This window comes from Achromobacter sp. SD115 (genome assembly GCF_017355315.1).
In the GTDB taxonomy this organism is placed as follows: Bacteria; Pseudomonadota; Gammaproteobacteria; order Burkholderiales; family Burkholderiaceae_B; genus Achromobacter; species Achromobacter xylosoxidans_B.
Genome location: NZ_JADIJM010000033.1, coordinates 17,280 through 40,670, shown reverse-complemented (window position 1 = coordinate 40,670; position 23,391 = coordinate 17,280). Strand labels below are relative to the sequence as shown.

General features: G+C 65.9%; 21 protein-coding genes. 13 read left to right on the top strand and 8 right to left on the bottom strand.

Annotation, left to right across the window (positions count from 1 at the left end):
• Positions 1–32 precede the first annotated feature (32 nt).
• Complete coding sequence (locus tag IPU70_RS30350; RefSeq protein WP_207472969.1) at positions 33–539, bottom strand: hypothetical protein; 507 nt, start codon at positions 537–539, stop codon at positions 33–35.
• 279 nt (positions 540–818) lie between these two features.
• A complete protein-coding gene (tex, locus tag IPU70_RS30345) occupies positions 819–3,197 on the bottom strand; it encodes an RNA-binding transcriptional accessory protein Tex (RefSeq protein WP_207472962.1) in 2,379 nt (792 codons plus the stop codon).
• Between the two features lie 205 nt (positions 3,198–3,402).
• Here tex and IPU70_RS30340 point away from each other — a divergent pair, with 205 nt between their 5' ends.
• A complete protein-coding gene (locus IPU70_RS30340) occupies positions 3,403–5,499 on the top strand; it encodes an ATP-dependent DNA helicase (RefSeq protein WP_207472960.1) in 2,097 nt (698 codons plus the stop codon).
• 37 nt (positions 5,500–5,536) lie between these two features.
• Here IPU70_RS30340 and IPU70_RS30335 read toward each other — a convergent pair whose 3' ends face one another.
• A complete protein-coding gene (locus IPU70_RS30335; protein ID WP_207472953.1) occupies positions 5,537–6,748 on the bottom strand; it encodes an MFS transporter in 1,212 nt (403 codons plus the stop codon).
• A gap of 86 nt (positions 6,749–6,834) precedes the next feature.
• Between IPU70_RS30335 and IPU70_RS30330 the strand changes: the two genes are divergently transcribed.
• Positions 6,835–7,776, top strand: a complete 942-nt coding sequence (locus tag IPU70_RS30330; protein ID WP_207472951.1) for a GlxA family transcriptional regulator — start codon at positions 6,835–6,837, stop codon at positions 7,774–7,776.
• 48 nt (positions 7,777–7,824) lie between these two features.
• On the opposite strand, the gene IPU70_RS30325 is transcribed toward IPU70_RS30330, so the two are convergent.
• Positions 7,825–8,583, bottom strand: a complete 759-nt coding sequence (locus IPU70_RS30325) for an outer membrane protein assembly factor BamD (RefSeq protein ID WP_237710019.1) — start codon at positions 8,581–8,583, stop codon at positions 7,825–7,827.
• Positions 8,584–8,720: 137 nt separating this feature from the next.
• Between IPU70_RS30325 and IPU70_RS30320 the strand changes: the two genes are divergently transcribed.
• The 11 genes from IPU70_RS30320 (at position 8,721) to IPU70_RS30270 (ending at position 19,257) form a co-directional block, all read left to right on the top strand.
• Entirely contained in the window at positions 8,721–9,719 is a 999-nt protein-coding gene (locus tag IPU70_RS30320) for an RluA family pseudouridine synthase (RefSeq protein WP_207472949.1), read from the top strand.
• The gene (gene pgeF / locus IPU70_RS30315) at positions 9,707–10,471 is read left to right on the top strand and encodes a peptidoglycan editing factor PgeF (protein ID WP_207472947.1); all 765 of its coding nucleotides are present in this window, start codon (positions 9,707–9,709) and stop codon (positions 10,469–10,471) included. The genes IPU70_RS30320 and pgeF overlap by 13 nt, the downstream gene beginning before the upstream one ends.
• Before the next feature lie 124 nt (positions 10,472–10,595).
• Positions 10,596–12,230 (top strand): class I poly(R)-hydroxyalkanoic acid synthase, encoded by a 1,635-nt coding sequence (gene phaC, locus IPU70_RS30310; protein WP_207472934.1) that lies wholly within the window; start codon positions 10,596–10,598, stop codon positions 12,228–12,230.
• A gap of 76 nt (positions 12,231–12,306) precedes the next feature.
• Complete coding sequence (gene phbB / locus IPU70_RS30305; RefSeq protein ID WP_207472924.1) at positions 12,307–13,044, top strand: acetoacetyl-CoA reductase; 738 nt, start codon at positions 12,307–12,309, stop codon at positions 13,042–13,044.
• A gap of 117 nt (positions 13,045–13,161) precedes the next feature.
• A complete protein-coding gene (phaR, locus tag IPU70_RS30300) occupies positions 13,162–13,728 on the top strand; it encodes a polyhydroxyalkanoate synthesis repressor PhaR (protein ID WP_013392345.1) in 567 nt (188 codons plus the stop codon).
• Between the two features lie 144 nt (positions 13,729–13,872).
• Positions 13,873–14,943 carry a linear amide C-N hydrolase gene (locus tag IPU70_RS30295; RefSeq protein ID WP_207472922.1) on the top strand — a complete coding sequence of 357 codons (1,071 nt, stop codon included), beginning with the start codon at positions 13,873–13,875 and terminating at the stop codon, positions 14,941–14,943.
• A gap of 166 nt (positions 14,944–15,109) precedes the next feature.
• Complete coding sequence (locus IPU70_RS30290; RefSeq protein WP_013392347.1) at positions 15,110–15,646, top strand: iron transporter; 537 nt, start codon at positions 15,110–15,112, stop codon at positions 15,644–15,646.
• A gap of 2 nt (positions 15,647–15,648) precedes the next feature.
• The gene (locus tag IPU70_RS30285) at positions 15,649–16,002 is read left to right on the top strand and encodes a cupredoxin domain-containing protein (RefSeq protein WP_207472920.1); all 354 of its coding nucleotides are present in this window, start codon (positions 15,649–15,651) and stop codon (positions 16,000–16,002) included.
• 13 nt (positions 16,003–16,015) lie between these two features.
• Entirely contained in the window at positions 16,016–16,867 is an 852-nt protein-coding gene (locus IPU70_RS30280) for an FTR1 family protein (protein ID WP_207472918.1), read from the top strand.
• A 39-nt stretch (positions 16,868–16,906) separates the two neighbouring features.
• Complete coding sequence (locus IPU70_RS30275) at positions 16,907–18,304, top strand: 4Fe-4S binding protein (protein WP_207472910.1); 1,398 nt, start codon at positions 16,907–16,909, stop codon at positions 18,302–18,304.
• An 80-nt stretch (positions 18,305–18,384) separates the two neighbouring features.
• Positions 18,385–19,257: a PhzF family phenazine biosynthesis protein gene (locus tag IPU70_RS30270; protein ID WP_207472908.1), complete on the top strand. Its 873-nt coding sequence runs from the start codon at positions 18,385–18,387 to the stop codon at positions 19,255–19,257.
• Between the two features lie 112 nt (positions 19,258–19,369).
• On the opposite strand, the gene IPU70_RS30265 is transcribed toward IPU70_RS30270, so the two are convergent.
• From IPU70_RS30265 to cphA, 4 genes are all read right to left on the bottom strand, one after another.
• A complete protein-coding gene (locus IPU70_RS30265; RefSeq protein WP_207472906.1) occupies positions 19,370–19,708 on the bottom strand; it encodes a BON domain-containing protein in 339 nt (112 codons plus the stop codon).
• Positions 19,709–19,777: 69 nt separating this feature from the next.
• Positions 19,778–19,942, bottom strand: coding sequence for a DUF1328 domain-containing protein (locus IPU70_RS30260; RefSeq protein ID WP_006389411.1), 165 nt, complete (start codon positions 19,940–19,942; stop codon positions 19,778–19,780).
• A gap of 27 nt (positions 19,943–19,969) precedes the next feature.
• On the bottom strand, positions 19,970–20,170 hold the full coding sequence (locus tag IPU70_RS30255) for a CsbD family protein (protein WP_013392353.1): 201 nt from the start codon (positions 20,168–20,170) through the stop codon (positions 19,970–19,972).
• 600 nt (positions 20,171–20,770) lie between these two features.
• Positions 20,771–23,344: a cyanophycin synthetase gene (gene cphA, locus IPU70_RS30250; protein WP_207472892.1), complete on the bottom strand. Its 2,574-nt coding sequence runs from the start codon at positions 23,342–23,344 to the stop codon at positions 20,771–20,773.
• Positions 23,345–23,391: the final 47 nt, after the last annotated feature.

The following is a 23,391-nucleotide window of genomic DNA, read 5'->3' as shown; positions in this document are numbered from 1 at the left end:
CCGAGGGGCCGGCGCAAAGCCGGCCCGCAGGTTCAGGCGGCGCGGGCGCTGGCCACGATGCGCCCGTCGCGCACCTGGAAGCGCTGGGCGCTGCCCTGGCCGGCGATTTCGAGCATGTCGCCTTCCGTGTAGCCCGTGACGTTCGGGCAGTCCAGCCATTCCGGATTGATGAACGGGAAGTACTTGAGCGTGCCGCTGCCCTGGCTGGCGAAATCGAAGGTGGTGTTGGCTACTACTTCCGGATCCCATTGGCTGGCGTCGAAAGTCAGCGCACAACCCGCGCCGATGCGATAGGTGATGCTGGCGCCCATGCTGGCGAATCCCAGCGCGCCGACGTGCAACTGCGCCCCATTGCTCAGTTCGATGACGCGGCTGCCCAGCCGCTCCAGCGTGATGTGCTTGAAGCTCACTTCGGCGCCGTCGACGAGCAGGCGCGAATACTGGCCCAGGGTGATTTCGCTGTAGACGCCGCTGGCGTTGGCTTCCTTTTCGGTGATGGTTGCCGTTTCATTGGCGGCAAGCGTGATGGTATGGGACATGGCTGGGCGGATCTCCGGTCGTTCGAGGCAGGGCGCTGTCGTTCTTGTGCTGCTCCCCGGCAGGCGCTGCGCGCCATGGCTCGCCTGTTCGCGGGGGGCTTTGTGTCGCTGCGCGGCCTGGCGCCGTCGGGTCTTATTATTTGGACACAATTAGATATTTTCTATCATTTTTGATAGTTGCGGCTTGAGCGAACACAAGTAACCCGTCTCTTTACGGGTAAGCCCTAGGTAAAAAAAACCGGCGCACCAGGCGCCGGTTTTTCGTGGAGCGACGTTCGCTCAGCGCTTGAGCTTGGCGAAGGCGTCCGCCATGGCGCTGTTCATGCCGGCGCCGGCCCCGGAACCACCGCGGCCGCCGTCGCCCTGCGGGCGGCGGTTGCGGTCGCCGCCGCTCTTGGGCGCGTCGGCGCTGCGGCGGGCGGGCGCCGCGGTGTCGTTCAGGCGCATGGTCAGCGCCACGCGCTTGCGCGCCGCGTCCACTTCCAGCACCTTCACGCTTACCGTCTGGCCCACGCGCACGACATCGCGCGGATCCTTCACGAACTTCTCGGCCAGGGCCGAAATGTGGACCAGGCCGTCCTGGTGCACGCCGATGTCCACGAACGCGCCGAAGTTGGCCACGTTGGTCACGACGCCTTCCAGCACCATGCCCGGGTACAGGTCGTTCAGGGTTTCAACCCCTTCCTTGAACTGCGCCGTCTTGAATTCCGGGCGCGGATCGCGGCCGGGCTTTTCCAGTTCGGCGAAGATGTCGCGCACTGTCGGCAGGCCGAAGCGCTCGTCGGTGAAGTCGGACGGCGAAACGCCCTTGAGGGCTTCGCGCTGGCCGATGATCTGCTTCACTTCGGCCTTGATCTTGGCGACGATGCGTTCGACCACCGGATAGGCTTCCGGGTGGACCGACGAGGCGTCCAGCGGGTTGTCGCCGTTGGGAATGCGCAGGAAGCCGGCGGCCTGCTCGAACGCCTTGTCGCCAAAGCGCGGCACCTTGCGCAGGATCTCGCGGGTCGGGAAGGCGCCGTTCTCGTCGCGCCAGGCGACGATATTCTTGGCCAGCAGCGAATTCAAGCCGGACACGCGGGCCAGCAGGGCGGCGGACGCGGTGTTCACGTCCACGCCCACGGCGTTCACGCAATCCTCGACCACGGCGTCCAGCGAACGCGCCAGCTCGCGCTGGTTGACGTCATGCTGGTACTGGCCCACGCCGATGGCCTTGGGATCGATCTTGACCAGTTCGGCCAGGGGGTCCTGCAGGCGGCGGGCGATGGACACGGCGCCGCGCAGCGTCACGTCCAGGTCGGGGAATTCCTGGGCGGCGGTTTCGGACGCGGAATAGACGGAAGCGCCAGCTTCGGAAACCACCACGCGGGTGACCTTCAGGTCCGGGAAGCGTTCCATCATGTCGCCCACCAGTTTTTCGCTTTCGCGCGAGGCGGTGCCGTTGCCGATGGCGATCAGGTCGACCTTGTGGCGCGCCACCAGGGCCGCCAGCGTATTGATGGTGCCTTCGCGGTCGCGGCGCGGTTCGAACGGGTACACGGTGGTGGTGTCCACGACCTTGCCGGTTTGGTCGATCACCGCGACCTTGCAGCCGGTGCGGATGCCGGGATCCAGGCCCAGCACGGCCTTGGGGCCGGCCGGCGCGGCCAGCAGCAGGTCCTTCAGGTTGGCGGCGAACACGCGGATGGCTTCGGCTTCACCGCTTTCGCGCAGGCGGCCGACCAGCTCGCTTTCGAACGCCGTCAGCAGCTTCACGCGCCAGGTCCAGCGGCAGACTTCGCCCAGCCAGCGGGCGCGCGGCGTGGCGTCCAGCGCGAACAGGCCGTTACCCAGCTTCAGGAAGCCGGCGATGCGGGCCACGCAGGGATGCGGCGTCTGCGCTTCGAGTTCGGCTTCCAGCCCCAGGCGCAGTTCCAGCACGCCTTGCTGGCGGCCGCGCAGCAGCGCCAGGATGCGGTGCGAGGGCAGGGTGCGCAGCGGCTCGTTGAAGTCGAACCAGTCGCGGAAATTGGCGCCCTCGGTTTCCTTGCCATCGACCATCTTGGAATGGATCAGTCCGGTGGACCACAGGTGCTCGCGCATGTCGGCCAGCAGGTCCGCGTTTTCCGCGTAGCGCTCGGCCAGAATGTCGCGCGCGCCGTCGAGCGCGGCCTTGGCGTCGTTGATGGACGCTTCCGGATTCAGGTATTGCGCGGCCAGCGCGGCCGGGTCGCAGGCGGGATCGGCCAGGATGCCGTCGGCCAGCGGCTCGAGGCCCGCTTCGCGGGCGATCTGGGCGCGGGTGCGGCGCTTGGGCTTGTAGGGGGCGTACAAGTCTTCCAGGCGCTGCTTGGTGTCCGCCGTGGCGATTTCCTGCTGCAGCCCGGCCGTGAGCTTGCCCTGCTGCGAGATGGATTCAAGAATGGACCCGCGGCGCTCTTCGAGTTCGCGCAGATAGCCCAGGCGCACTTCGAGATTGCGCAGCACGGTATCGTCCAGGCCGCCGGTGGCTTCCTTGCGATAGCGAGCGATGAAGGGCACGGTGGCGCCATCGTCCAGCAGTTCCACCGCCGAGGCGATCTGGGAGGCGCGCGCGCCCAGCTCGGTGGCGAGCTGCGCGACGATGCGGGCGTTGTCGACGCCGGCGGCGACGTACGTGATAGCGGAAGTTTCAGACATCTCGATACGACGACAAAAAGGAAAAACAAGGGGCGGATTGTGCCATAAGCTGCTGTTACAAAACGTGCCAGGGTGGACGGATATGTCCCCCTTGCGGTGCCCGGGCGGCCGATCGGCGGCCCGGCAGCGGGTATCATTTGGTCCTTTCCCACACAAGTGTCTGGCGCCCGAACCGCAACCGGCACCGGTTCACCGTTGACTCGCTATGCTGGACCTGGATATCTCCGAATTCTTCGACGCCGACGGGCCTTTGGCCACGGCCTTGCCCGGCTACAAGCCGCGCCCCTCGCAGGTTGAACTCTCGCAGGCCATAGGCCAAGCCATCCAGGACCGCGCCACCTTGGTGGCCGAGGCGGGCACCGGCATCGGCAAGACCTGGGCCTATCTTGTACCCGCCTTCATCCAGGGCGGCAAGGTGCTGATTTCCACCGGCACCCGCACCTTGCAGGACCAGCTTTTCGCCCGCGACCTGCCGCGCGTGCGCGCGGCGCTGGCCGCGCCGGTGACCGCTGCGCTGCTCAAGGGCCGCGGCAACTACGTCTGTCATTACCACTTGGACCGCCTGCAGGGCGACGAGCGCGCCTTGAAGTCGCGCACCGAAATCCAGCAGCTGCGCCAGATCCAGGTGTTCGCCGGCATCTCCAAGACGGGTGATCGCGGCGACCTGGCGCAGGTGCCGGAAGATGCCGACATCTGGCAGCGCGTGACCTCCACGCGCGAGAACTGCCTGGGTCAGGAATGCCCGCGCATTCGCGACTGTTTTGTGGTGAAGGCGCGCCGCCAGGCGCAAGAAGCCGACGTGGTGGTGGTCAACCACGCCCTGTTCATGGCCGACCTGGTGCTGCGCGAAGAGGGCGTGACCGATCTGCTGCCCGAAGCGGACACCGTGATCTTCGACGAAGCGCACCAGTTGCCGGATACCGCCACCCGCTTCCTGGGCAATAGCGTGTCCACGCATCAGTTGCTGGATTTCGGCCGCGCGATGGAAGCGGCCGGCCTGGCCTATGCGCGCGAGGCCGCCAAATGGAGCGACGTCAGTCGCCATGTGGAAACGGCGGCGCGCGAGCTGCGGCTGGTCTGTGCGCCGCTGGACAAGATGCCGGGCCGCAAGGCCACCTTCGAGGCCATTCCGAATCCCGAGGAATTCGACGAAGCGCTATTGGCGCTGCGCGAGGCCGTGGACGGCGCGGCGAAGGCGCTGGGCGCGGTCGCCGAAAAGCATCCGGACCTGATGGCGGCCGCGCGCAGCGGCGCCGAAATTTCGGTGCGGCTCAAGCGCTGGGCCACGCCGGGGCGGGCGACCGCCGACTATTCCGAGGAAGGCTGGGGCCGCGACGACCAGGCGCCCGAGCCCGCGCTGCAATCGGCGCTGGGCGACGGACTCTCCACGCCCGCCGCGATCCTGGAAGGCGCAGCCGCCGCGGAACAATGGACCGGTCCGGCGGTGCGCTGGGTCGAGCACGGCCAGCACCACGTGCGGCTACATTCCGCGCCCCTGTCGGTGGCCCAGGCTTTTTCCAAATACCGCAAGCCGGGCCAGGCCTGGATCATGACCTCGGCCACCTTGTCCGTGAACGGCGAGTTCACCCACTTCACCAGCCAATTGGGGCTGGAGAAGGCGCGCACGGGCAAGTGGGAATCGCCCTTCGACTACCCCGAGCAAGCCTTGCTGTTCGTGCCGCGCGGCATGCCCGAACCGCAATCGCCGCAGTTCCTCGACCGTTTCGTGCAGACGCTGCTGCCGCTGCTGGAGGCCAGTCCCGGCGGCACGCTGGTGCTGTGCACGACGCTGCGCGCCGTGGACAAGGTCGCCAACCTGCTGGCCGACGCCTTCGACGATGCCGGCCATGAATGGCCCTTGCTCAAGCAGGGCGAGGGCACGCGCCGCGACTTGCTGGACCGCTTCTGCAAGCTGGAGCATCCGGTGCTGGTGGGCAGCGCCAGTTTCTGGGAAGGCATCGACCTGCCGGGCGACGTGCTGACGCTGGTGGCGATCGACAAGCTGCCGTTCGCGCCGCCCGACGATCCGGTCATCGAGGCGCGGCTGCGCGCTTGCCGCGCGCAGGGCGGCAATCCTTTTTCGGAATACCAATTGCCCGAAGCCGCGATTTCGCTCAAGCAGGGCGCGGGCCGCTTGATCCGCACGGAATCCGATTGGGGCGTGCTCATGGTGGGCGATGCGCGCCTGGTCGAAAAGCCTTACGGCAAGCGCCTGTGGCGCGGACTGCCGCCGTTTGCGCGGACGCGCGAACTGGAAGAGGTGCTGGCGTTCTACCGGCGCAAGCAGGAACCGCAGGGCTAGAGGCCGCACGCGCCTGCAGGCGGCCCTGCCGGCAGTATCAGGCGGCAACCCGTTCCGTCCTGCGCGATAGCGCCCACCATCCCGTCATGACCGCGGCCAGGCCCACGATGGGCAGCATGGCGGCATTGAGCGTCTCCCAGCCCATGCGCGCCAGCGCCGGCCCGGCGGCCAGCGTGGCCAGGGCGGTGGTGGCATAGCGCAGCATTTCGGCCGCTCCTTGCACCCGCGCCCGTTCGGCGGGCCGGTACGATTGGGCCAGCAGCGTGGTGCCGCCGACGAACATGAAGTTCCAGCCCACGCCCAGGCAGAACAATGCCGCATGGAAGGCCGTGAGCGAAGTCGATTGCATCGCGATCAGCGAGCAGGCCGCGTTCAGCGCCATGCCCATGCCGAGCACGCGCGGCAGTCCCAGCCGGTTGATCAACGCGCCGGCGAAAAACGCCGGGGCGTACATGCCGATGAGGTGCCACTGCATGATGCTGGCGCCGTCGGCAATGCTGTGCTGGCAGGCTACGGCGGCGAGCGGCGCGGCCGTCATGACGAACATCATCGAGACCGACCCCACGACATTGTTGGCCAGCGCCGCCACAAAGATGGGCTGCCGCATGACCTCGCCCAAGGGGCGGGCCGGCAGGACCGCGGCCTGCGTGTCGGCGGGCTGGCCGCCGTCGCCTTCCTGGTCGCGGTAGGCGAGGAGCAGCAGCGCGCTGGCCGCTCCCAGCAGGGCCACCATCAGATAGGCGCCGGAGAAGATCGCGGCGGGAAAGATGTCCTTGGCCCAGGCAGCCAGCGCCGGCCCTGCTATGGCCGCGATGACGCCGCCGGTCAGGACCACGGAGATGGCGCGGCTCTTGGCCTCGGCGGGTACCGCGTCCGCGGCCGCCAACCGGTAGTACTGCGCGAAGGCCTGGAACACGCCGACCAGCGCCGTGCCCAGGCAGAAGAGCCAGAAGTCGCTGGCAAAGACCGCGGCCACGGAAATCAGCCCGCCGGCCGCGCCCGCCAGCGATCCCAATATGAAACCGGCGCGCCGGCCGATGCGCTGCATGAGCAAGGAGGCATACCAGGTCACCGCGGCGCCCGCCACCGTGATCAGCGCGAAGGGCAGCGTCGCCAGCGCCGGATGCGGCGCCAGCATCTGGCCGGTCAGCGCCGTCAGGGTCAGGTCGATGGAGATCGCCGCGATGTACAGGCCTTGGCAGACGGCGAGGATGCGGGCATTGCGCAGGCCGCGCAGGGAAGCGTTCATGGCAGTAGCAGGTCCGGAGGATTGACAGGCCCCACTCTAGCGCTGGAAACTATGGCAAGAATGACTATTTTCCCTCGTTTAATGCCATGAGCACCCATCGCGTCTGCATCCTGCCCGTGCCGGACTTCCAGCTGCTCGACATGGCCGGGCCGCTGTCAGTCTTTCAGATCGCCGCCGAAGTGGTGCCGGGCGCCTATGAGGTAGCCGTGGTGTCGGCCGAGGGCGGGCCGGTCCGCTGCTCGGCCGGCGTGTCCGTGCTGACGCGTCCTTGGCGAGGCCTGCGCGCGGACACCGTGCTGGTGCCGGGCGGCCAGGGCGCGCGCGAGCCCCAGGCAGCGCCGGCCATGCTGGCCTATCTGCGCGGCGCGCATGCGCGCGGACGGCGCGTGGCCAGCGTCTGCACCGGCGCTTTCGTGCTGGCGCAGGCCGGCATCCTGCAGGGGCGCCGGGTGACGACCCACTGGCGCCACGCCGCCGAATTGCAGCAGCGCCATCCGGCACTGGCAGTGGAGGCGGATCGCATCTATGTCGAGGACCGCACAGTCTGGACCTCGGCGGGCATCACGGCCGGCATCGATCTCGCGCTGGCCATGGTGCAGGCCGACCACGGCGAGGCGGTCGCCCGCGCCACCGCCCGCGAGATGGTGGTCTATCACCGGCGCACGGGCGGGCAGTCGCAGTTCTCGGCCCTGCAGGAACTGGCGCCGGCCAGCGGACGCATGCGCGAAGTGCTGGCCCATGTGGGCCAGCATCTGGATCAAGTGCTGGACATCGAGCGCCTGGCTGCCGTGGCCTGCTTGAGTCCGCGCCAGTTCTGCCGCCAGTTCAAACTCGAAACCGGCCAGACCCCGGCCAAGGCGGTCGAGCGCGTGCGTGCCGAGGCCGCCCGCGAATTGGTCGAGGAGGGCGAGGCTGGCATGGACGCCATTGCCCGCCGGGTGGGTTTCGGCGATACGGAACGCATGCGCCGCGCCTTCATCCGCATCTACGGACAGCCGCCGCAAGCCTTGCGGCGCGCCGCGGCATAAAAAAAGCCCCTGCGTGGCAGGGGCTTTCCTGGCATGGGGAACGGCGCGTCAGTTGAACGGGTTCCACCAGCTCTTGTCGGCCTTCAGGCCCTTGGTCTTGAATTCGCTGTTGGGGAAGTTCTTGTCGTACACGCGCTGCGAGTCGTTCTTCAGTTCGGTCATGCCGAGCTTGTCGTAGGACTCGACCATCAGGTAGAGCGCTTCCTCGGTGGCGGGGGCGCCTTCGAAGTCGGTGATGACGGTTTGCGCGCGGTTGGCGGCGGCCACGTAGGCGCCGCGCTCATAGTAGTAGCGGGCGACGTGCACCTCGTTCATCGCGATGGTGTTGACCAGCCAGGCGACACGCTTCTCGGCGTCCACCGTGTACTTGCTGTCCGGGTAGCGCTTGATCAGCTCGTTGAACGCGTCGTAGGACGCGCGCAGGCCCTTGGGATCGCGTTCCGCGGGGTCCTGGCCGGTAATGCTGCTCATGAAGGCGCTGGCCGGGGTGAAGTTGATCAAGCCCTTCAGGTAAAGGGCGTAATCGGTGCCGGGATGGTTGGGGTAAAGCTGCTGGAAGCGGTCGATGGCGGCCAGGGCCTGTTCGTTTTCGCCGTCCTTCCAGTTGACGTAGGCGAGCTCAAGCAAGGCCTGCTGCGCGTAGACGCCGAAGGGGTAGCGGCTTTCGATCGCGGTCAGCCGTTCGCGCGCTTCTTTCCAGCCGCCTGAAGACATTTCCGCCTTGGCGTCCGCGTACAGCTGTTCGGCGCTCCAGTTGGTGGTCTTGTCATACTTGCTGTTGGTCGAGCCGCAACCGGCGATGACCATGACGGCAAACAGCGCGATAACCACGCGCAAAACCGGCCCGCTTCGGGAGGCGGGATTCGAGGGAGCTGCGGAGTGGTGAATCACGAGAATCGTATCCTTGGTGTTAGCATGCAAGGCTGATTATATGATTTGTCTCCATGTCTGATACAGCCTCCGGCGCGGATCTCGTTTCCGACGACGAACTCCTGGGTATTTCCGAAGAAAACCCCCAGGGAGAACCGCAATTTGTAACAGTGCCTTCCGGCACGCGCGCGGACCGGCTGGACAAGGTGCTGGCGGGGCTGATGCCCGAACACTCCCGCAGCCGGCTGCAGGGCTGGATCGAGGCCGGCAAGGTCCACGTGAACGGCAAGCCCGGCAAGATCCGCCAGACCGTCGGCCCTGACGATGAACTCACTGTCTGGCCCCAGCCCGGACCCGAAACCCTGGCCTTCGCGCCTGAACCGGTCGAGTTCGCCGTCGTCGACGAAAGTCCAGACTGGATCGTGGTGAACAAGCCCGCGGGCCTGGTCACGCACCCCGGCGCCGGCAACTGGAGCGGCACGCTGCTCAACGGCCTGCTGTACCGCTATCCCGAACTGACCACGGTGGCGCGCGCCGGCATCGTGCATCGGCTGGACAAGGACACCTCCGGCCTGATGGTGGTGGCGCGCAGCGAAACCGCCCAGACCCATCTGGTGCGCCAATTGCAGGCGCGCAGCATGGGCCGGGAGTACGTGGCGCTGGCCCATGGCTGGCTGGCCGCGGCCGGCAGGGCCGATCGCCCCATCGGCCGCGATTCGCGCGTGCCGGTGCGCATGAGCGTGGAGCGCCCGGTAGCGCCCAAGCCGGCCATTACCCATTACGCGCCCGCTCGCCGCGGCGAAGCGGATCCCGGCGGCCGCGTCACCGAAGTGGTGTGCCGCCTGGAAACCGGCCGCACCCATCAGATCCGCGTGCACATGGCCAGCCTGGGGCATCCGCTGCTGGCCGATACGCTTTACGGCGGTAAGAACATTGCGGGCGCGCAGCGCCAGATGCTGCATGCGCGCGCGCTGCATTTCGAAGATCCGGGCGGCCGCGGCGAAGTCGAATTCGCTGCGGACGTGCCTCCCGACATGAGCTTGGTCCAGGAAGAGATCGCATGGAACGCGTAGTGGCAGGCCTGCCGGTAGTGACAGGCCCGGAATGGGCGGGCGTGAACTATTTCTGCACAACCCGGGCAGGGGGCGCGGGCGTCGCGCCGCACGACACCTTGAATCTGGGCCGCCGCGCCGGAGACGATCCGGACACGGTCATTGAAAACCGGCGCCGCGTGCGCGCCGCGCTGCCAGCCGAACCCCTGTGGCTGCGCCAGGTCCACGGTAGCGAAGTCGTGGACGCCGATCTGGCGGATCTGCCGGACGAGCCGGCGGTCGATGCCAGCGTCACGGCGCGGCCCGGCCGCGTGCTGGCCGTCATGGTGGCCGACTGCCTGCCGGTGGTCATCGCCGACGCGCAAGGCACGGTGCTGGGCGCGGCGCATGCCGGCTGGCGCGGCCTGTCGGGCGGCGTGCTGGAACATACGCTGGCGGCCATGCGCGCCAAGGCGCCGCAGGCGTCGGGCTGGCGCGCCTGGGTCGGGCCGGGCATTGGTCCGCAGGCGTTCGAGGTCGGCCAGGATGTGCTGGACGCCTTCTCCCAGGACGATCCCGCGACCTTGCGCTACTTCACGCCGCGGCCCGGACTATCCGGAAAATGGCTGGCCGATCTCGCCGGATTGGCTGATTTCCGCCTGCGCCGCGCCGGAGTACAAGATGTCTCCTTGAGCGGACTGTGCACGGTGGCCGGGGCCGATCGATTCTTCTCGTACCGCCGCGATGGCGAAACCGGACGCATGGCGTTGCTGGCCTGGCTCGGCGGGGTTTGATCTGGCGCAAGGCCCGCGGCCGGACTTGCGACGTACCCTGTCAGGCCTCCTTGTATACCCGCATTGACAGCCCCGAACCCGGAATGCAACATCAATCGCGTAGTTTCGATAACAAGGTGTCGAAGTGAATGCCAATCTCTCCGCAGGGCCCATTCCGGTGAGCGTGGCACCGGAAGTCCTGGCTGACATACAGGCCGAATTCTCCCGCGAGTGGCAGCGCCTTTGCGATGACGCCCGCCGCGGCGCGCTTGCGCCGCCGCCGGACCGCCGCTTTTCCGGCGATGCCTGGGCCTCCCATCATTCGCATCTGCTGCTGGCGCACACCTACCTGCTGTCGGCCCGCGCCATGTCGCGCATGGTCGATGCGGCCCAGGTCAGCGAGCCCATGCGCGACCGCCTGCGCTTTTCCATCATGCAATGGGTCGACGCGCTGTCGCCGTCGAACTTCCTGGCGTTGAACCCGGATGCCCAGCAATCCATCGTCGAAAGCGCCGGACGCGCGCTCAACGAAGGGCTGGCCAATCTGCTGGGCGACGTCAAGAAAGGCCGCATCACGCAGACAGACGAATCGCAGTTCGAGATCGGCCGCAACGTCGCGGTGACGCCTGGTGAAGTGGTGTTCGAAAACCGGCTGTTCCAGCTTATCCAGTACGCGCCGTCCACGCCCACCGTGCATGAGCGGCCGCTGGTCATCGTGCCGCCGAACATCAACAAGTTCTACATCCTTGACCTGCAGCCAGAGAATTCCTTCGTGCGGCACGCCGTGGACCAGGGCTACACGGTATTCCTGATTTCGTGGCGCAATCCGGTGTCCAGCGATACCGATGGCGTGGACCGCGCGACTTGGTCCGATTATCTGGACGACGCAGTGCTGCAGGCGCTGCGCGTGGCCAGCGACATCACCAAGCAGCCGCAAGTCAATGCGCTGGGCTTCTGCGTGGGCGGCACGATGCTGGCCTCCGCGCTGGCCTTGGCCGAGGCGCGCGGCGAGCACCCCGTGGCTTCGCTGACCCTGCTGACCTCGCTGCTCGATTTCCACGATACCGGCGTCCTGAACGTCTTCGTTGACGAAGCCCACGCGCTGCTGCGCGACCATCAACTGGGCCAGGGCGGGCTGATGCCCGGGCGCGACCTCGCCACCACCTTCTCGTTCCTGCGGCCCAATGAGCTGGTATGGAACTATGTGGTCGGCAACTACCTGAAGGGCCAGAAGCCGCCCGCGTTCGATCTGCTGTTCTGGAATGGCGACAGCACCAATCTGCCTGGACCATTCTTCTCCTGGTATTTCCGCAATACCTACCTGGAGAACAACCTCAAGGTGCCGGGCCGCGCGCAAGCCGCGGGCATGCCGCTGGACCTGACGCGGCTGGAAATGCCGGCGTACATCTTCGGGTCGCGCGAGGACCATATCGTGCCCTGGGTCTCGGCCTATGCATCCACCCAGGTGCTGCGCGGCCCGCAGCGTTTCGTGCTGGGGGCTTCCGGCCACATCGCCGGCGTGGTGAATCCTCCGGCCAAGAAGCGCCGCAGCTATTGGGCGGCTGACAAGCTCGAACAGTCGGGCCATCATCTGCCTGGCGATCCGAACACATGGTTTGCGCAGGCCGTCGAAACGCCGGGCAGCTGGTGGCCCGATTGGGCAGGCTGGCTGTCGGGCCATTCGGGCAAGCAGGTCAAGGCGCGTGAAAAATTGGGCAATGCCAAGTACCGGCCGATAGAGCCGGCGCCTGGCAGGTATGTGAAAGTCCGGGCAGCCTGAAACCGCGACCAGCGGTTAGGCCCGGATAGAAGAAGGTCAATTAACGAGGCGTCCGTCGCACACAGGAGGAAGTCCAATGAGCGGAAAACTGGCTTACGTAACAGGCGGGATGGGCGGTATCGGCACCTCTATTTGCCAGCGCTTGGCCAAGGAAGGCTTTCGCGTGGTGGCAGGTTGCGGCCCCAGCCGCAATTACCAGCAATGGCTGGACGAGCAGGCAGCGCAGGGCTATACGTTCTACGCGTCCGTGGGCAACGTGTCCGACTGGGACTCCACGGTAGAGGCCTTCGAACGGGTCACGAAGGATCTGGGCCCGGTCGACGTGCTGGTCAACAACGCGGGCATCACGCGCGATGGCCTGTTCCGCAAGATGAGCGCCGACGATTGGCGCGCGGTCATCGACACCAACTTGAACAGCCTGTTCAATGTGACCAAGCAGGTCATCGAAGGCATGGTCGAGCGTCAGTGGGGCCGCATCATCAACATCAGCTCGGTCAACGGGCAGAAGGGGCAGTTCGGCCAGACCAACTATTCCACGGCCAAGGCCGGCATCCATGGCTTCACCATGGCGCTGGCCCAGGAAGTGGCTAGCAAGGGCGTCACGGTCAATACGATTTCGCCCGGCTATATCGGCACCGACATGGTCCGCGCCATCCGTCCCGACGTGCTGGAAAAAATCGTCGCCACCATTCCGGTGCGCCGTCTCGGCACGCCGGAGGAAATCGCTTCCATGACGGCGTGGCTGGCCTCGGACGAGTCCGGCTTTTCGACGGGGGCGGACTTCTCGCTCAACGGCGGCCTGCACATGGGCTGACGCATCGCGGGCCGCCAGCGGGCGGCCTGTTGGTACCGGAGGGCCTCGGGGAGAGGGCCCTCCGGATTACACTAACCCTATTCCAAGCCTTAGAGATCGCCCGATCCGGGGACAACCATGACGCAAGCACAAACCGGCGCCAGCCTGCGCCTGATTAAAAAGTACCCCAACCGTCGTCTGTACGACACCCGGACCAGCACCTACATCACCCTGGCGGATGTCAAGCAACTGGTCCTGGCCAATGAAGAATTCCAGGTCGTCGACGCCAAGAGCAGCGAAGACCTGACGCGCAGTATCCTGCTGCAGATCATCCTCGAAGAGGAAAGCGGCGGCATGCCGATGTTCTCGTCGAACATGCTGTCGCAGATCATCCGTTTCTACGGCCATGCCATGCAGGGCATCATGGGTTCCTACCTGGAAAAGAACATCCAGGCCTTCATCGAAATCCAGCAGCGCATGGCGGAACAGTCCAAGGGCCTGTACGGCAGCCAGTTCGGTCCCGAGGCCTGGGCCCAGTTTATGAATGTGCAGACGCCCATGCTGCAGAACATGATGAACAACTACATCGACCAGAGCAAGAATCTGTTCGTGCAGATGCAGGACCAGATGCAGGATCAGACGCGTGCCATGTTCTCGACCTTCCCGTTCACGCCCGGCGGCACGCAAGGTTCCGGACGCAAGTAACGGCGGGGCCGCGCCAGGCGCGGCCTCATCGATCAGCACCCCAACAGCTGGATAGCGGTCCGGTTCTTGGGGTTTTTTTTCATCCCCGCGCACCAGCCCTGGCGCGCGCGGCATGTAAAAGAACAGAATCCCAGGAGTCCATGCATGAGACTGAACAAGGCGCTTTCCCGCTTGGCCTGCACCGCATTGGCGGGGCTGACGGCCCTGTCCGCGTCATCCGCCGCGTGGGCCTGTACGCGCGTGGTCTTCCATGGCGCCGGCGATCAGGTGGTCACGACTCGTTCGATGGACTGGAAGAACGACATCACCAGCAACCTGTGGGTGCTGCCTCGTGGCATGGCGCGCAGCGGCGAGGCCGGCCCGAATTCCCTGCGCTGGACCTCGCGCTACGGCAGCGTGGTTACGTCCGGCTATGACGTCTCCACCACGGACGGCGTGAACGAAGCGGGCCTGAGTGCCAATCTGCTGTGGCTGGCGGAATCGCAGTACCCGTCATTCGATGCGCAAAGCAAACCCGGGCTGACCATCGCCGCGTGGGCGCAGTACGTGCTGGACAACTACGCCACCGTCAAGGAGGCCGTGGCGGCGCTCGAACAGGAGCCCTACACCATCGTCTCGGACAATGTGCCGGGGGAGGACCGCCTGACAACGCTGCATCTGTCGATCTCGGACGCCAGCGGCGACAGCGCCATCATCGAATACATCGGCGGGCGCCAGGTGATCCACCACAGCCGCGACTACCAGGTGATGACCAACTCGCCTCAATTCGAGCAGCAGCTTGCGCTCGACGCTTACTGGCAACAGATCGGCGGCACCACCATGCTGCCGGGCACCAACCGCGCGGCCGATCGTTTCGTGCGGGCATCGTTCTATATCAACGCCATTCCCAAGGACCCGGATCCCAACAAAGCGCTGGCCAGCGTCTTCAGCGTGATACGCAATGTCTCGGTGCCCTACGGCATCAGCACGCCCGGGCAGCCCAACATCTCGTCCACCCGCTGGCGTACTGTTTTCGACCATCAGCGCAAGCTGTATTTCTTTGAGTCGGCGCTGACGCCCAATACGTTCTGGGTGGATCTCAAGGCCGTGGATTTCAGTCCGGAAAGCGGCAAGGTGCTGAAGCTGGACCTGGGGCCGGACCAGCGCCACACCTACGCGGGCGACGCCACTCGCGCCTTCCAGCCGTCGGCGCCATTCAAATTTCTCGGACTCTGAAGGGGCGAACCGGACCTCTTGCACCGCTTGATCAAACGCAATGATCCGCTGATTTTCCTGGCTTCAGGTTCAGGGTTCTGTCAGTTGATTTGGTTACATTAATGAAAACGGTTCTTGTTTGTATTTTACGAACCGTCGTCTCATTCGTGTCTCAAGGATTATGCACATGATCAAGAAAGCCTTGGCCCTGGCCATTGTCGCTCTGAGCGTTTCCGCCGCGAACGCGGCCGAATACCCCATCGGCAAACCGGTGGAAAAGGGCGGCATGGAAATCGGCGCGGTGTACCTGCAGCCGATCGAAATGGACCCCCCCGGGATGATGCGCCCGGCCAAGGATTCGGATGTGCACCTTGAAGCCGACATCCACGCCACCGCCGGCAACAAGACGGGCTTCCCCGAAGGCGAGTGGGTGCCTTATCTGGTCGTGAAGTATGAAATCCAGAAGGTCGGCAGCCAGAACGTGCAGAAGGGCACCTTCATGCCCATGGTCGCCAACGACGGCCCGCACTACGGCGAGAACGTCAAGCTGGAAGGCCCGGGCAAGTACAAGCTGAAGTACTCGATCCTGCCCCCGACCGCGGACAAGATGAGCCACTTCGGCCGCCACGTCGACAAGGAAACCGGCGTGGGTCCCTGGTTCGAACCCTTCGACCTGGAATATGAATTCGTCTACGCCGGCACTGGCAAGAAGGGCGGTTACTGATCGTGCGCAGCCTGCTACGCCTTGCCGCCGCATTGCTGATCGGCCTGGCCGGCTTGGCCGGCGGGGCGCCCGCGCAGGCTGACGAACTGCCCACGTTCACGCTGAGGTTCAAGCCGGACGGCACGTTCGAGCCCGCCACGCTGGAAGTGCCGGCGGGTCGCTTCAAGATCGAGCTCATCAACGAGAGCAACGAGCCGGTGGAATTCGAAAGCATTCCGCTGCGCAAGGAGAAAGTCCTGGGGCCGGGCGTGAAGTCCTTCGTGGTCATCACCATCTCCCGTCCCGGCGAGTATCCCTTTTTTGATGACTTTCACCAGAGCGTGAAAGGCACCTTGGTCGTCAAACCCAAGGAATAAGCGGTAGCAATATATGGAACAGGTCCTTTTTATCGTCTGGCGTGAAAGCGTCGAAGCCATGCTGGTGGTGGGCATTCTGTACACCTGGCTGCGCTCCACGCCCGAGGGCAAGCGCGGCCTGACCTACCTGTGGGGCGGCGTTGCTGCGGGCCTGGCGCTGGCCGTGGCCTTGGCGCTGGTGCTGCTGGGCGTTTCCAACTGGCTCAGCGACGAAGGCCAGGAATGGTTCCAGGCCATCATGTCGCTGGCCGCATGCGCGCTGGTGGTGCAGATGGTCGTCTGGATGAAGAAGCACGGCCGCACGCTCAAGGGCGAACTCGAAAGCGGCGCCCGCGCTTCAGTCGCCAGCGACAACTGGTGGGGCCTCTTCATATTGGTCGCGATCGCCGTGGCGCGCGAAGGCAGCGAAACCGTCGTGTTCCTGTACGGCACCGTGTCGGCGGGCGAGGGCGGCAGCGACATGCTGATGCTGGCGCTGGCCGGCGCGGCCGGTTTCGTCGTGGCGCTGTTGACGTTCTGGCTGCTGCAACTGGGCGGCAAGCTCATTACCTGGCGCCGCTTCTTCCGCGTGACTGAAATCCTGTTGTTGCTGCTGGCCGGATCGCTGCTGGTGGGCGGTCTGGATCACCTGATTTCGCTGGACGTCCTGCCGACCATCGTCGATCCGGTCTGGGACAGTTCCTGGCTCTTGAGCGACAGCACCGGCGTGGGCAAGATCCTGGCCGATTTTGCCGGCTATCGCGCGCTGCCTGCGCTGAGTTCGGTGCTGTTGTGGGTGGCTTACTGGATCATCGTATGGGCGCTGCTGCGCTGGGTGGGAGGCAAGCCCGCAGGCGCTGCCACCGCCGCTCGCAGTGCTTCCTGAACCCGACTATTGCCGGACTGAATATTTGAAGGTTTGACCATGGCAGCTGCACTCGGGAGGGCGACCTCCCGTATCGCCGACTTCCTCCGTGACCATGCCCCGCTGTTGCGCAAGCTGCAGTGGGGCATTGTTGCGATGTACGCGTTCCTTTTGATCGTGCCCGCGGTCCTGCCCTTGCCGGACAACGCGGCCTCGGTGTTCAACAACCTGACCATCGTCGCGCAGTTCGCGTTCTGGGGCGTGTGGTGGCCGTTCGTGCTCATCTCCATGCCCATCCTGGGCCGGGCCTGGTGCGGCTGGCTGTGTCCCGAGGGCATGCTGACCGAATGGGCCAGCGAACGCGGCCAGGGGCATGCGATCCCGAAATGGATGCGCTGGGGCGGCTGGCCATTCGTCGCATTTGCGCTGACGACCGTATACGGCCAACTGGTCAGCGTGTACCAGTATCCGCTGGCGGTGTTGGCGGTACTGGGCGGGTCCACCGTGGCGGCCATGATCGTCGGCTGGCGCTATGGCCGCAGCAAGCGCGTGTGGTGCAAGTACCTGTGTCCGGTCAACGGTGTGTTCAATCTGTTGGCCAAGCTGGCGCCCTGGCACTTCAAGGTCGACGAAGAAAAGTGGCGCCATCCGGTCATCCGCATCGAACCCATCAACTGTGCGCCGCTGGTGCCGCTGCGCCACATGAAGGGCGCGGGCGATTGCCATGTCTGTGGACGCTGCAGCGGCTATCGCGGCGCGATCGCCTTGACGCCGCGTTCGCCCGAAGAAGAGATCGTGCATGTCACCCACGGCGACCCGTGGCAGACGGCGCTGCTGTGCTTCGGCCTGATGGGCATCGCGATCGGCGCCTTCCTCTGGAGCGCCAGCCCCTGGTACGTGACCGCCAAGCAGTGGGCCGCGACCTGGCTGGTCGAACACGACATCATGTGGCCGCTGCTGGACAACGCGCCCTGGTTCATCCTGACGCATTACCCGGAAGTGAACGACAGCTTCTCGTGGTTGGACGGCGCGGGCATCCTGATGTTCGTCGTCGGCGCCACGATCTGTGTCGGCGGCGCCTCCTTCCTGTCGCTGTGGATCGCCGACCGCCTGGCGCCCGCCGCGCCTGTGGCAGGCGAGCCCGCGACGCGCTGGGGCCGCCCCGGCCTGCACAAGCTGGCGCAGGCCCTGATTCCTTCCGCCGGCATCGGCGTGTTCCTGGGCCTGTCGGCCACCACCGTCAACCTGCTCAAGCACGAAGGGATGCAAGCCGCCTGGGCCGCGCCCGTGCGCTTCACGCTGCTGAGCCTGGCGGTGCTGTGGACGCTGCGCCTGTTTGCGCGGCTGCTGAAGCCGCGCGTGGCGAGCGCCTGGCGCAAGGTGCTTGCCTGGCTGGTGCTGGCGGCTGGCCTGGCGCCGTTCTGCCTGGCCTGGGTGCTGTTCTTCGCGGTCTGGTAGCCGGGACCCAAGGCCTTGCGATAAAGTGGGGTATTGCGCCGGCCGAGGCCGGCGCAATTCTTTCAACTATCGCATCCGCCATGGCCTCCTACGCTTTCCGCCTGCTCAACGTCTTCGCGTCCTCCACCTTCAGCGGCAACCAGCTTTGCGTGTTTGAAGACGCGCGCGGCATGGACGACGCCACCATGCTGAACCTGGCGGCGCAGTTCAATCTGTCCGAAACGACCTTCATCCTGCCGTCCGACAAGGCGGCGGCGCGGGTGCGCATCTTTACGCCGGGCTTCGAGATGAAGTTCGCGGGCCATCCTACGATCGGAACTTCGCAGGTCGTGCGGGATTTGCGGCAGACCGGCGATGAACTGACCTTGGAGTTCGCCGCCGGCGTGGTGCCGGTGACGGCGTGCGGCGACGCCTTGACCTTTACCGCGCCGTGTCCGGATGGCGTGCGCACCGCTGCGCCGGTGCGGGAACGCACCGAGATAGCCAGTTTGCTGGGCCTGGAAGCCGACGATCTGCTGGGCGATCCGATCTGGATGGACACGGGCGCCGACCAGTTGCTGGTGCCGCTGGCCAGCGTGGAAACGGTGCGCCGCGCGACGCCTGACGCTTCCCGGTTGGACCACTGGCAGGCCAACAGCCTGGGCCGCAAGGTCATGTACACCTTTGCCTTTGACGATAGCCGTCAACAAGATGGCAGGCGGGTGGCGGTGGCACGCTACTTCTACGTCAAGGCGGGTGGCGGCGTGAACGAGGATGCCGGCACGGGTTCCGCCTGCGCCAATCTGGGCGGCTGGTTGCGGCACCAGAAGCGGCCCTTGCCCGCCAGCATCCTGGTGGAGCAGGGCGACCAGATGGGCAGGCCCTGCCGCTTGCTGCTGGACGTCCAGCCCGATGGCCGGATCCAGGTGGGCGGACGCGCGCTGGAGATAGGCCGGGGCGTGGTGGATATCTGAAATCAAGAGGCGGAAAGGGCAGAGCCCTGCCGCACGTCCATGAACAAAGCGGCGCCCGTATTCGACACAGGCGCCGCTCTGCATTTCAGGAAAGGGCTTGAGCCCCCGAGACTTACTTCTTGTTCTTGGCCGGGTCGACCTTGATGTTATTCATTACCTGCTTGACGCCTTCGACGCCGCGCGTCACGGTGGCGGCATGATCGGCCTCGGCCGCGGTGCCGACGGTACCCGTCAGCTTGGTGACGCCAGCATTGGTTTCCACGGCAATGTCCAGCGCGCTCAGCTGCTTGTCGGCCACGATGGCGGCCTTGACCTTGGTGGTCACGGTGGCGTCGGACGCGTATTCACCCACGGACTGTTTCGGCTTGCCGTCGTCGGCGGCAAAAGCCATGGAAGTGAAGACGGCGCCCGTGCCCAGTGCAGCGGCGGCGATCAGCTTGCGGAATTCCATAGTCATGCTCCTTGTTAGTGGTTCAGCGCGTCGGAACGCGGGGATTGTGGAATGTCTTGGGTGCGGGTTCTATTTCTTGCGGAATGCGCCGCCGAGGATGGACAGCAGCGCCAATACCAAAAAGACGAAGAACAGGATCTTGGCGATGCCGGCAGCGCCGGCGGCAATGCCGCCGAAGCCCAGGACAGCCGCGATGATGGCAATGACGAAGAAAACTACGGCGTAGTGCAGCATGTCAGCTTCTCCTGGTGGTTGGACGGATCAAGGATTACGGTCGAAGAAGTCGCGGACTTCCTTCTCTGCTTGTTCCTTGGTCTTGCCGTAACGCTCCTGGATCAGGCCCGCCAGACGTTCGGCGTTGCCTTCGGTGCGGGTCAGCTCGTCGTCGGTGAGCTCGCCCCAGGCGGCCTTGGCCTTGCCTGCCAGTTGCTTCCACTTGCCAGCGATGATGTCGTTGTTCATGGTGACCTCTCCTGTTGCTAGCGCCATCCGGTTTGCGGCCTGTAAACCGGGCTGTCGCGGTTGAGTGGGACACTGATCAGCTAGGGCCTGCCGGTTTAAAGGATTCCGTGCAGGCCATGCACTTACCGTACGAGCCATGCGGCATGGTCGTCAAACCTGGCTGTGGGTAAATGTAACGACGGGCCGTCCGCAAAAACACGTGATTTCCGGCGAGCAGAGGTTGCAGCCGCACTAGGTATGGCAGTTACATTCCGGCAATGTCTTGTCCTCTTTTGAGCGGGCCTGGTAACCGGATTTGGAAGCGCGGGCGGAGTGGTCCGCGGCTGGCTTGCGGGAGGGCGCGACGGTATAGTCATGGCGGAACCGGCAACCACGTTCGGCCGCAGAAAAGGAAGAGGAACTCGCATGACGCAACGACTTTGCAGCGCTATCTTGCTGGCGCTGGCCGCAATGGCGGCGATGGGATGCACGCACGTGACGGACAGGTACCAGGCTGCCGCGCCCGTGGCGTCGTCCAGCAGTTGACCGGCGCGCGCTGACGCAATATGCAAACGGGGCGCCTCAGGGCGCCCCGCTTTTACTTCGAGAGCCGCAAAAGGCTCAGGCTTGCGCGATGCGGCGCGCGATGTGATCCAGCGCTTCCTCCACCTGATCGACCAGGATCAGGCACAGGTCGCCGGCGCCCAGGCGCGCCAGGGCCGTGTCGATGGCGAGAAACTCGCCGTGGATTTCCTCGATGTGCTTGCTGCGGCTGGCGTTGGCCAGGCCCTGCTGCAACAGGGCCAGCACTTCGCCGTCGGCGCGGCCGCGCTGGCATTGGTCCTGGTAGAGCAGCACGTCGTCGAAGGCGTCACCCAGGATTTCGGTCTGCATCCGGATGTCCTCATCGCGCCGGTCGCCCGCGCCGCTGATGACCACGGAACGCCGCTTGGCGGGCATGGCGTCCACTGCGCGCACCAGGGCCAGGATGGCATCGGGGTTATGGCCGTAGTCCGCGATCACCGTGGCGCCGCGGTAGTCGAACACATTGAAGCGTCCGGGCGCGGTCTGGGCGTCGTTGACGAAGGTGGCCAGGCCGCGGCGGATGATGTCCGTGTCCAGGCCCAGGGCCCAGGCCGCGGCGATCGAAGCCATGGCGTTTTCGACCTGGAAGGTGATGGTGCCGTTGCGCGTGAGCGGGATGGCGGCCAGCGGGTAGCGGGTCTCTTCGGCGCCTTGCTGCGCGGTCACGATGGCGTCGCCGTCGCGATACACGCAGCGCAGGCCTTGCGCGCGGTGCGTGGCCAGCACGGGATGATTGCGGTCTTCGGCGAAGTAGGTGATCGAACCCGGGCAGCTCGCGGCCATTTCGGCCACGATGGGGTCGGCCGCGTTGAGCACCGCGGTGCCCGAGGGATGCACGTGCTGCACGATCACGCGCTTGACCACGGCCAGGTCTTCGACCGTGCTGATGTAGCCCAGGCCCAGATGGTCGCCCATGCCGATGTTGGTGACGATGGCCACGTTGCAGCGATCGAAGGCCAGGCCTTCGCGCAGGATGCCGCCGCGCGCGGTTTCGAACACGGCCGCGTCCACGTCCGGGTGCATGAGCACGCTGCGGGCGCTGCGCGGGCCGCTGCAATCGCCGGTGTCGATGCGCAGGTTGTCGACGTAGACCCCGTCGGAGTTGGTCATGCCGACGCGGTTGCCGGCCACGCCCAGGATGTGGGCGGTCAGGCGCACCGTGGTGGTCTTGCCGTTGGTGCCGGCCACGGCCACGACCGGGATGCGGCCGTCGTCGCCGTCCGCGTACATGTTGGCGATGATGGCTTCGCCCACGGCGCGGCCCTTGCCGAAGGACGGATTCAGGTGCATGCGCAGACCGGGCGCCGCGTTCACTTCCACCACGCCGCCATGTTGGTCTTCCAGCGGGTAGAGCACGCTTTCCGCGACCACGTCCACGCCGCAGATGTCCAGCCCGATCATGCGGGCCGCCGACACCGCGCGCGCAGCCATCTCCGGATGCACTTCGTCAGTCACGTCGGTGGCGGAGCCGCCGGTGCTGAGGTTGGCGTTGTTGCGCAGGAAGATCAGGGTGCCGGCGGGCGGCACGGAGTCGGCTTCGAAGCCCTGTTTCTTGAGCGTGGCCAAGGCGATGTCGTCGAAGCGGATCTTGGTCAGCGAGGTCGCGTGGCCGTCGCCGCGCAGCGGGTCGGCGTTGACCTGGTCCACCAGTTGGCGGATGGTCTGCACGCCGTCGCCCGTAACCTGCGGCGGGTCGCGGCGCGAGGCCGCGACCAGCGCGCCGCCGACCACCAGCAGGCGGAAGTCGTGGCCCGGGATGTAGCGCTCGACGATGACCTCGGAGCTGATTTCCTCGGCCACTTCAAAGGCCTGGATCACGCGCTCGCGGGTTTCGATGTTGACGGCGACGCCGCGGCCCTGGCTGCCGTCGCGCGGCTTGACCACGACCGGCCCGCCCAATTCCTCGGCCGCGGCCCAGGCTTCTTCGGCGGTGGTGACCGAGCGGCCCATGGGTACCGGTACGCCGGCCGCGTCCAGCAGCATCTTGGTCAGGTCCTTGTCCTGCGCGATGGATTCGGAGATGGCGCTGGTCAGGTCGGTTTCGGCGGCCTGGATGCGGCGCTGCTTGCTGCCCCAGCCGAACTGCACCATGCTGCCCTGGGTCAGACGGCGGTAGGGGATGTTGCGGGCGGTGGCGGCGTTGACGATGGAGCCGGTGCTGGGCCCCAGGCGCACGTCCTCGTCCAGCTCGCGCAGGCGCTTCAAGGCATCGGCGAGGTCGAAGGGCGTGTCGTCCAGCGCGGCCCGCACCAGCAATTGCGCCAGTTCCATCGCCAGCTTGCCGACTTCTTCCTCGCTGTACTCGACCACCACCTGGAACACGCCAGGCTCGATGGTGGAGGCGGTGCGGCCGAACGTGACCGGGCAGCCGGCGTGCGCCTGCATCGTCAGCGCGACGATCTGCAGCACGTGGGCGATGGAGACCGCGCCCTGATGGCCCTCCGGACGCAGCAGCCCGGTCTGGGGCAGCCGCGCGCGCAGGCGCGCTTCGAAGTCAGGCAGGTTGTCGATGGAGCATTCGGCGTCGGCGCAGGAAACGATGGCCTCGATCGCCGTGTTCTTGCTCCACAGATTGGGGCCGCGCAGTGCTCGGATACGGGAAACTTCCATGGCAGGTATTCCTGTCTAGCTCACGCGCGCCCCGCTAGTGCGAGGGC

What these genes read in the sequence shown, in the direction of transcription:
- IPU70_RS30350 (WP_207472969.1), bottom strand. Translation starts at nt 539, where the DNA reads ATGTCCCATACCATCACGCTTGCCGCCAATGAAACGGCAACCATCACC.
- tex (WP_207472962.1), bottom strand. Translation starts at nt 3,197, where the DNA reads ATGTCTGAAACTTCCGCTATCACGTACGTCGCCGCCGGCGTCGACAAC.
- IPU70_RS30340 (WP_207472960.1), top strand. Translation starts at nt 3,403, where the DNA reads ATGCTGGACCTGGATATCTCCGAATTCTTCGACGCCGACGGGCCTTTG.
- IPU70_RS30335 (WP_207472953.1), bottom strand. Translation starts at nt 6,748, where the DNA reads ATGAACGCTTCCCTGCGCGGCCTGCGCAATGCCCGCATCCTCGCCGTC.
- IPU70_RS30330 (WP_207472951.1), top strand. Translation starts at nt 6,835, where the DNA reads ATGAGCACCCATCGCGTCTGCATCCTGCCCGTGCCGGACTTCCAGCTG.
- IPU70_RS30325 (WP_237710019.1), bottom strand. Translation starts at nt 8,583, where the DNA reads ATGGTCATCGCCGGTTGCGGCTCGACCAACAGCAAGTATGACAAGACC.
- IPU70_RS30320 (WP_207472949.1), top strand. Translation starts at nt 8,721, where the DNA reads ATGTCTGATACAGCCTCCGGCGCGGATCTCGTTTCCGACGACGAACTC.
- pgeF (WP_207472947.1), top strand. Translation starts at nt 9,707, where the DNA reads ATGGAACGCGTAGTGGCAGGCCTGCCGGTAGTGACAGGCCCGGAATGG.
- phbB (WP_207472924.1), top strand. Translation starts at nt 12,307, where the DNA reads ATGAGCGGAAAACTGGCTTACGTAACAGGCGGGATGGGCGGTATCGGC.
- phaR (WP_013392345.1), top strand. Translation starts at nt 13,162, where the DNA reads ATGACGCAAGCACAAACCGGCGCCAGCCTGCGCCTGATTAAAAAGTAC.
- IPU70_RS30295 (WP_207472922.1), top strand. Translation starts at nt 13,873, where the DNA reads ATGAGACTGAACAAGGCGCTTTCCCGCTTGGCCTGCACCGCATTGGCG.
- IPU70_RS30290 (WP_013392347.1), top strand. Translation starts at nt 15,110, where the DNA reads ATGATCAAGAAAGCCTTGGCCCTGGCCATTGTCGCTCTGAGCGTTTCC.
- IPU70_RS30280 (WP_207472918.1), top strand. Translation starts at nt 16,016, where the DNA reads ATGGAACAGGTCCTTTTTATCGTCTGGCGTGAAAGCGTCGAAGCCATG.
- IPU70_RS30275 (WP_207472910.1), top strand. Translation starts at nt 16,907, where the DNA reads ATGGCAGCTGCACTCGGGAGGGCGACCTCCCGTATCGCCGACTTCCTC.
- IPU70_RS30270 (WP_207472908.1), top strand. Translation starts at nt 18,385, where the DNA reads ATGGCCTCCTACGCTTTCCGCCTGCTCAACGTCTTCGCGTCCTCCACC.
- IPU70_RS30265 (WP_207472906.1), bottom strand. Translation starts at nt 19,708, where the DNA reads ATGGAATTCCGCAAGCTGATCGCCGCCGCTGCACTGGGCACGGGCGCC.
- IPU70_RS30260 (WP_006389411.1), bottom strand. Translation starts at nt 19,942, where the DNA reads ATGCTGCACTACGCCGTAGTTTTCTTCGTCATTGCCATCATCGCGGCT.
- IPU70_RS30255 (WP_013392353.1), bottom strand. Translation starts at nt 20,170, where the DNA reads ATGAACAACGACATCATCGCTGGCAAGTGGAAGCAACTGGCAGGCAAG.
- cphA (WP_207472892.1), bottom strand. Translation starts at nt 23,344, where the DNA reads ATGGAAGTTTCCCGTATCCGAGCACTGCGCGGCCCCAATCTGTGGAGC.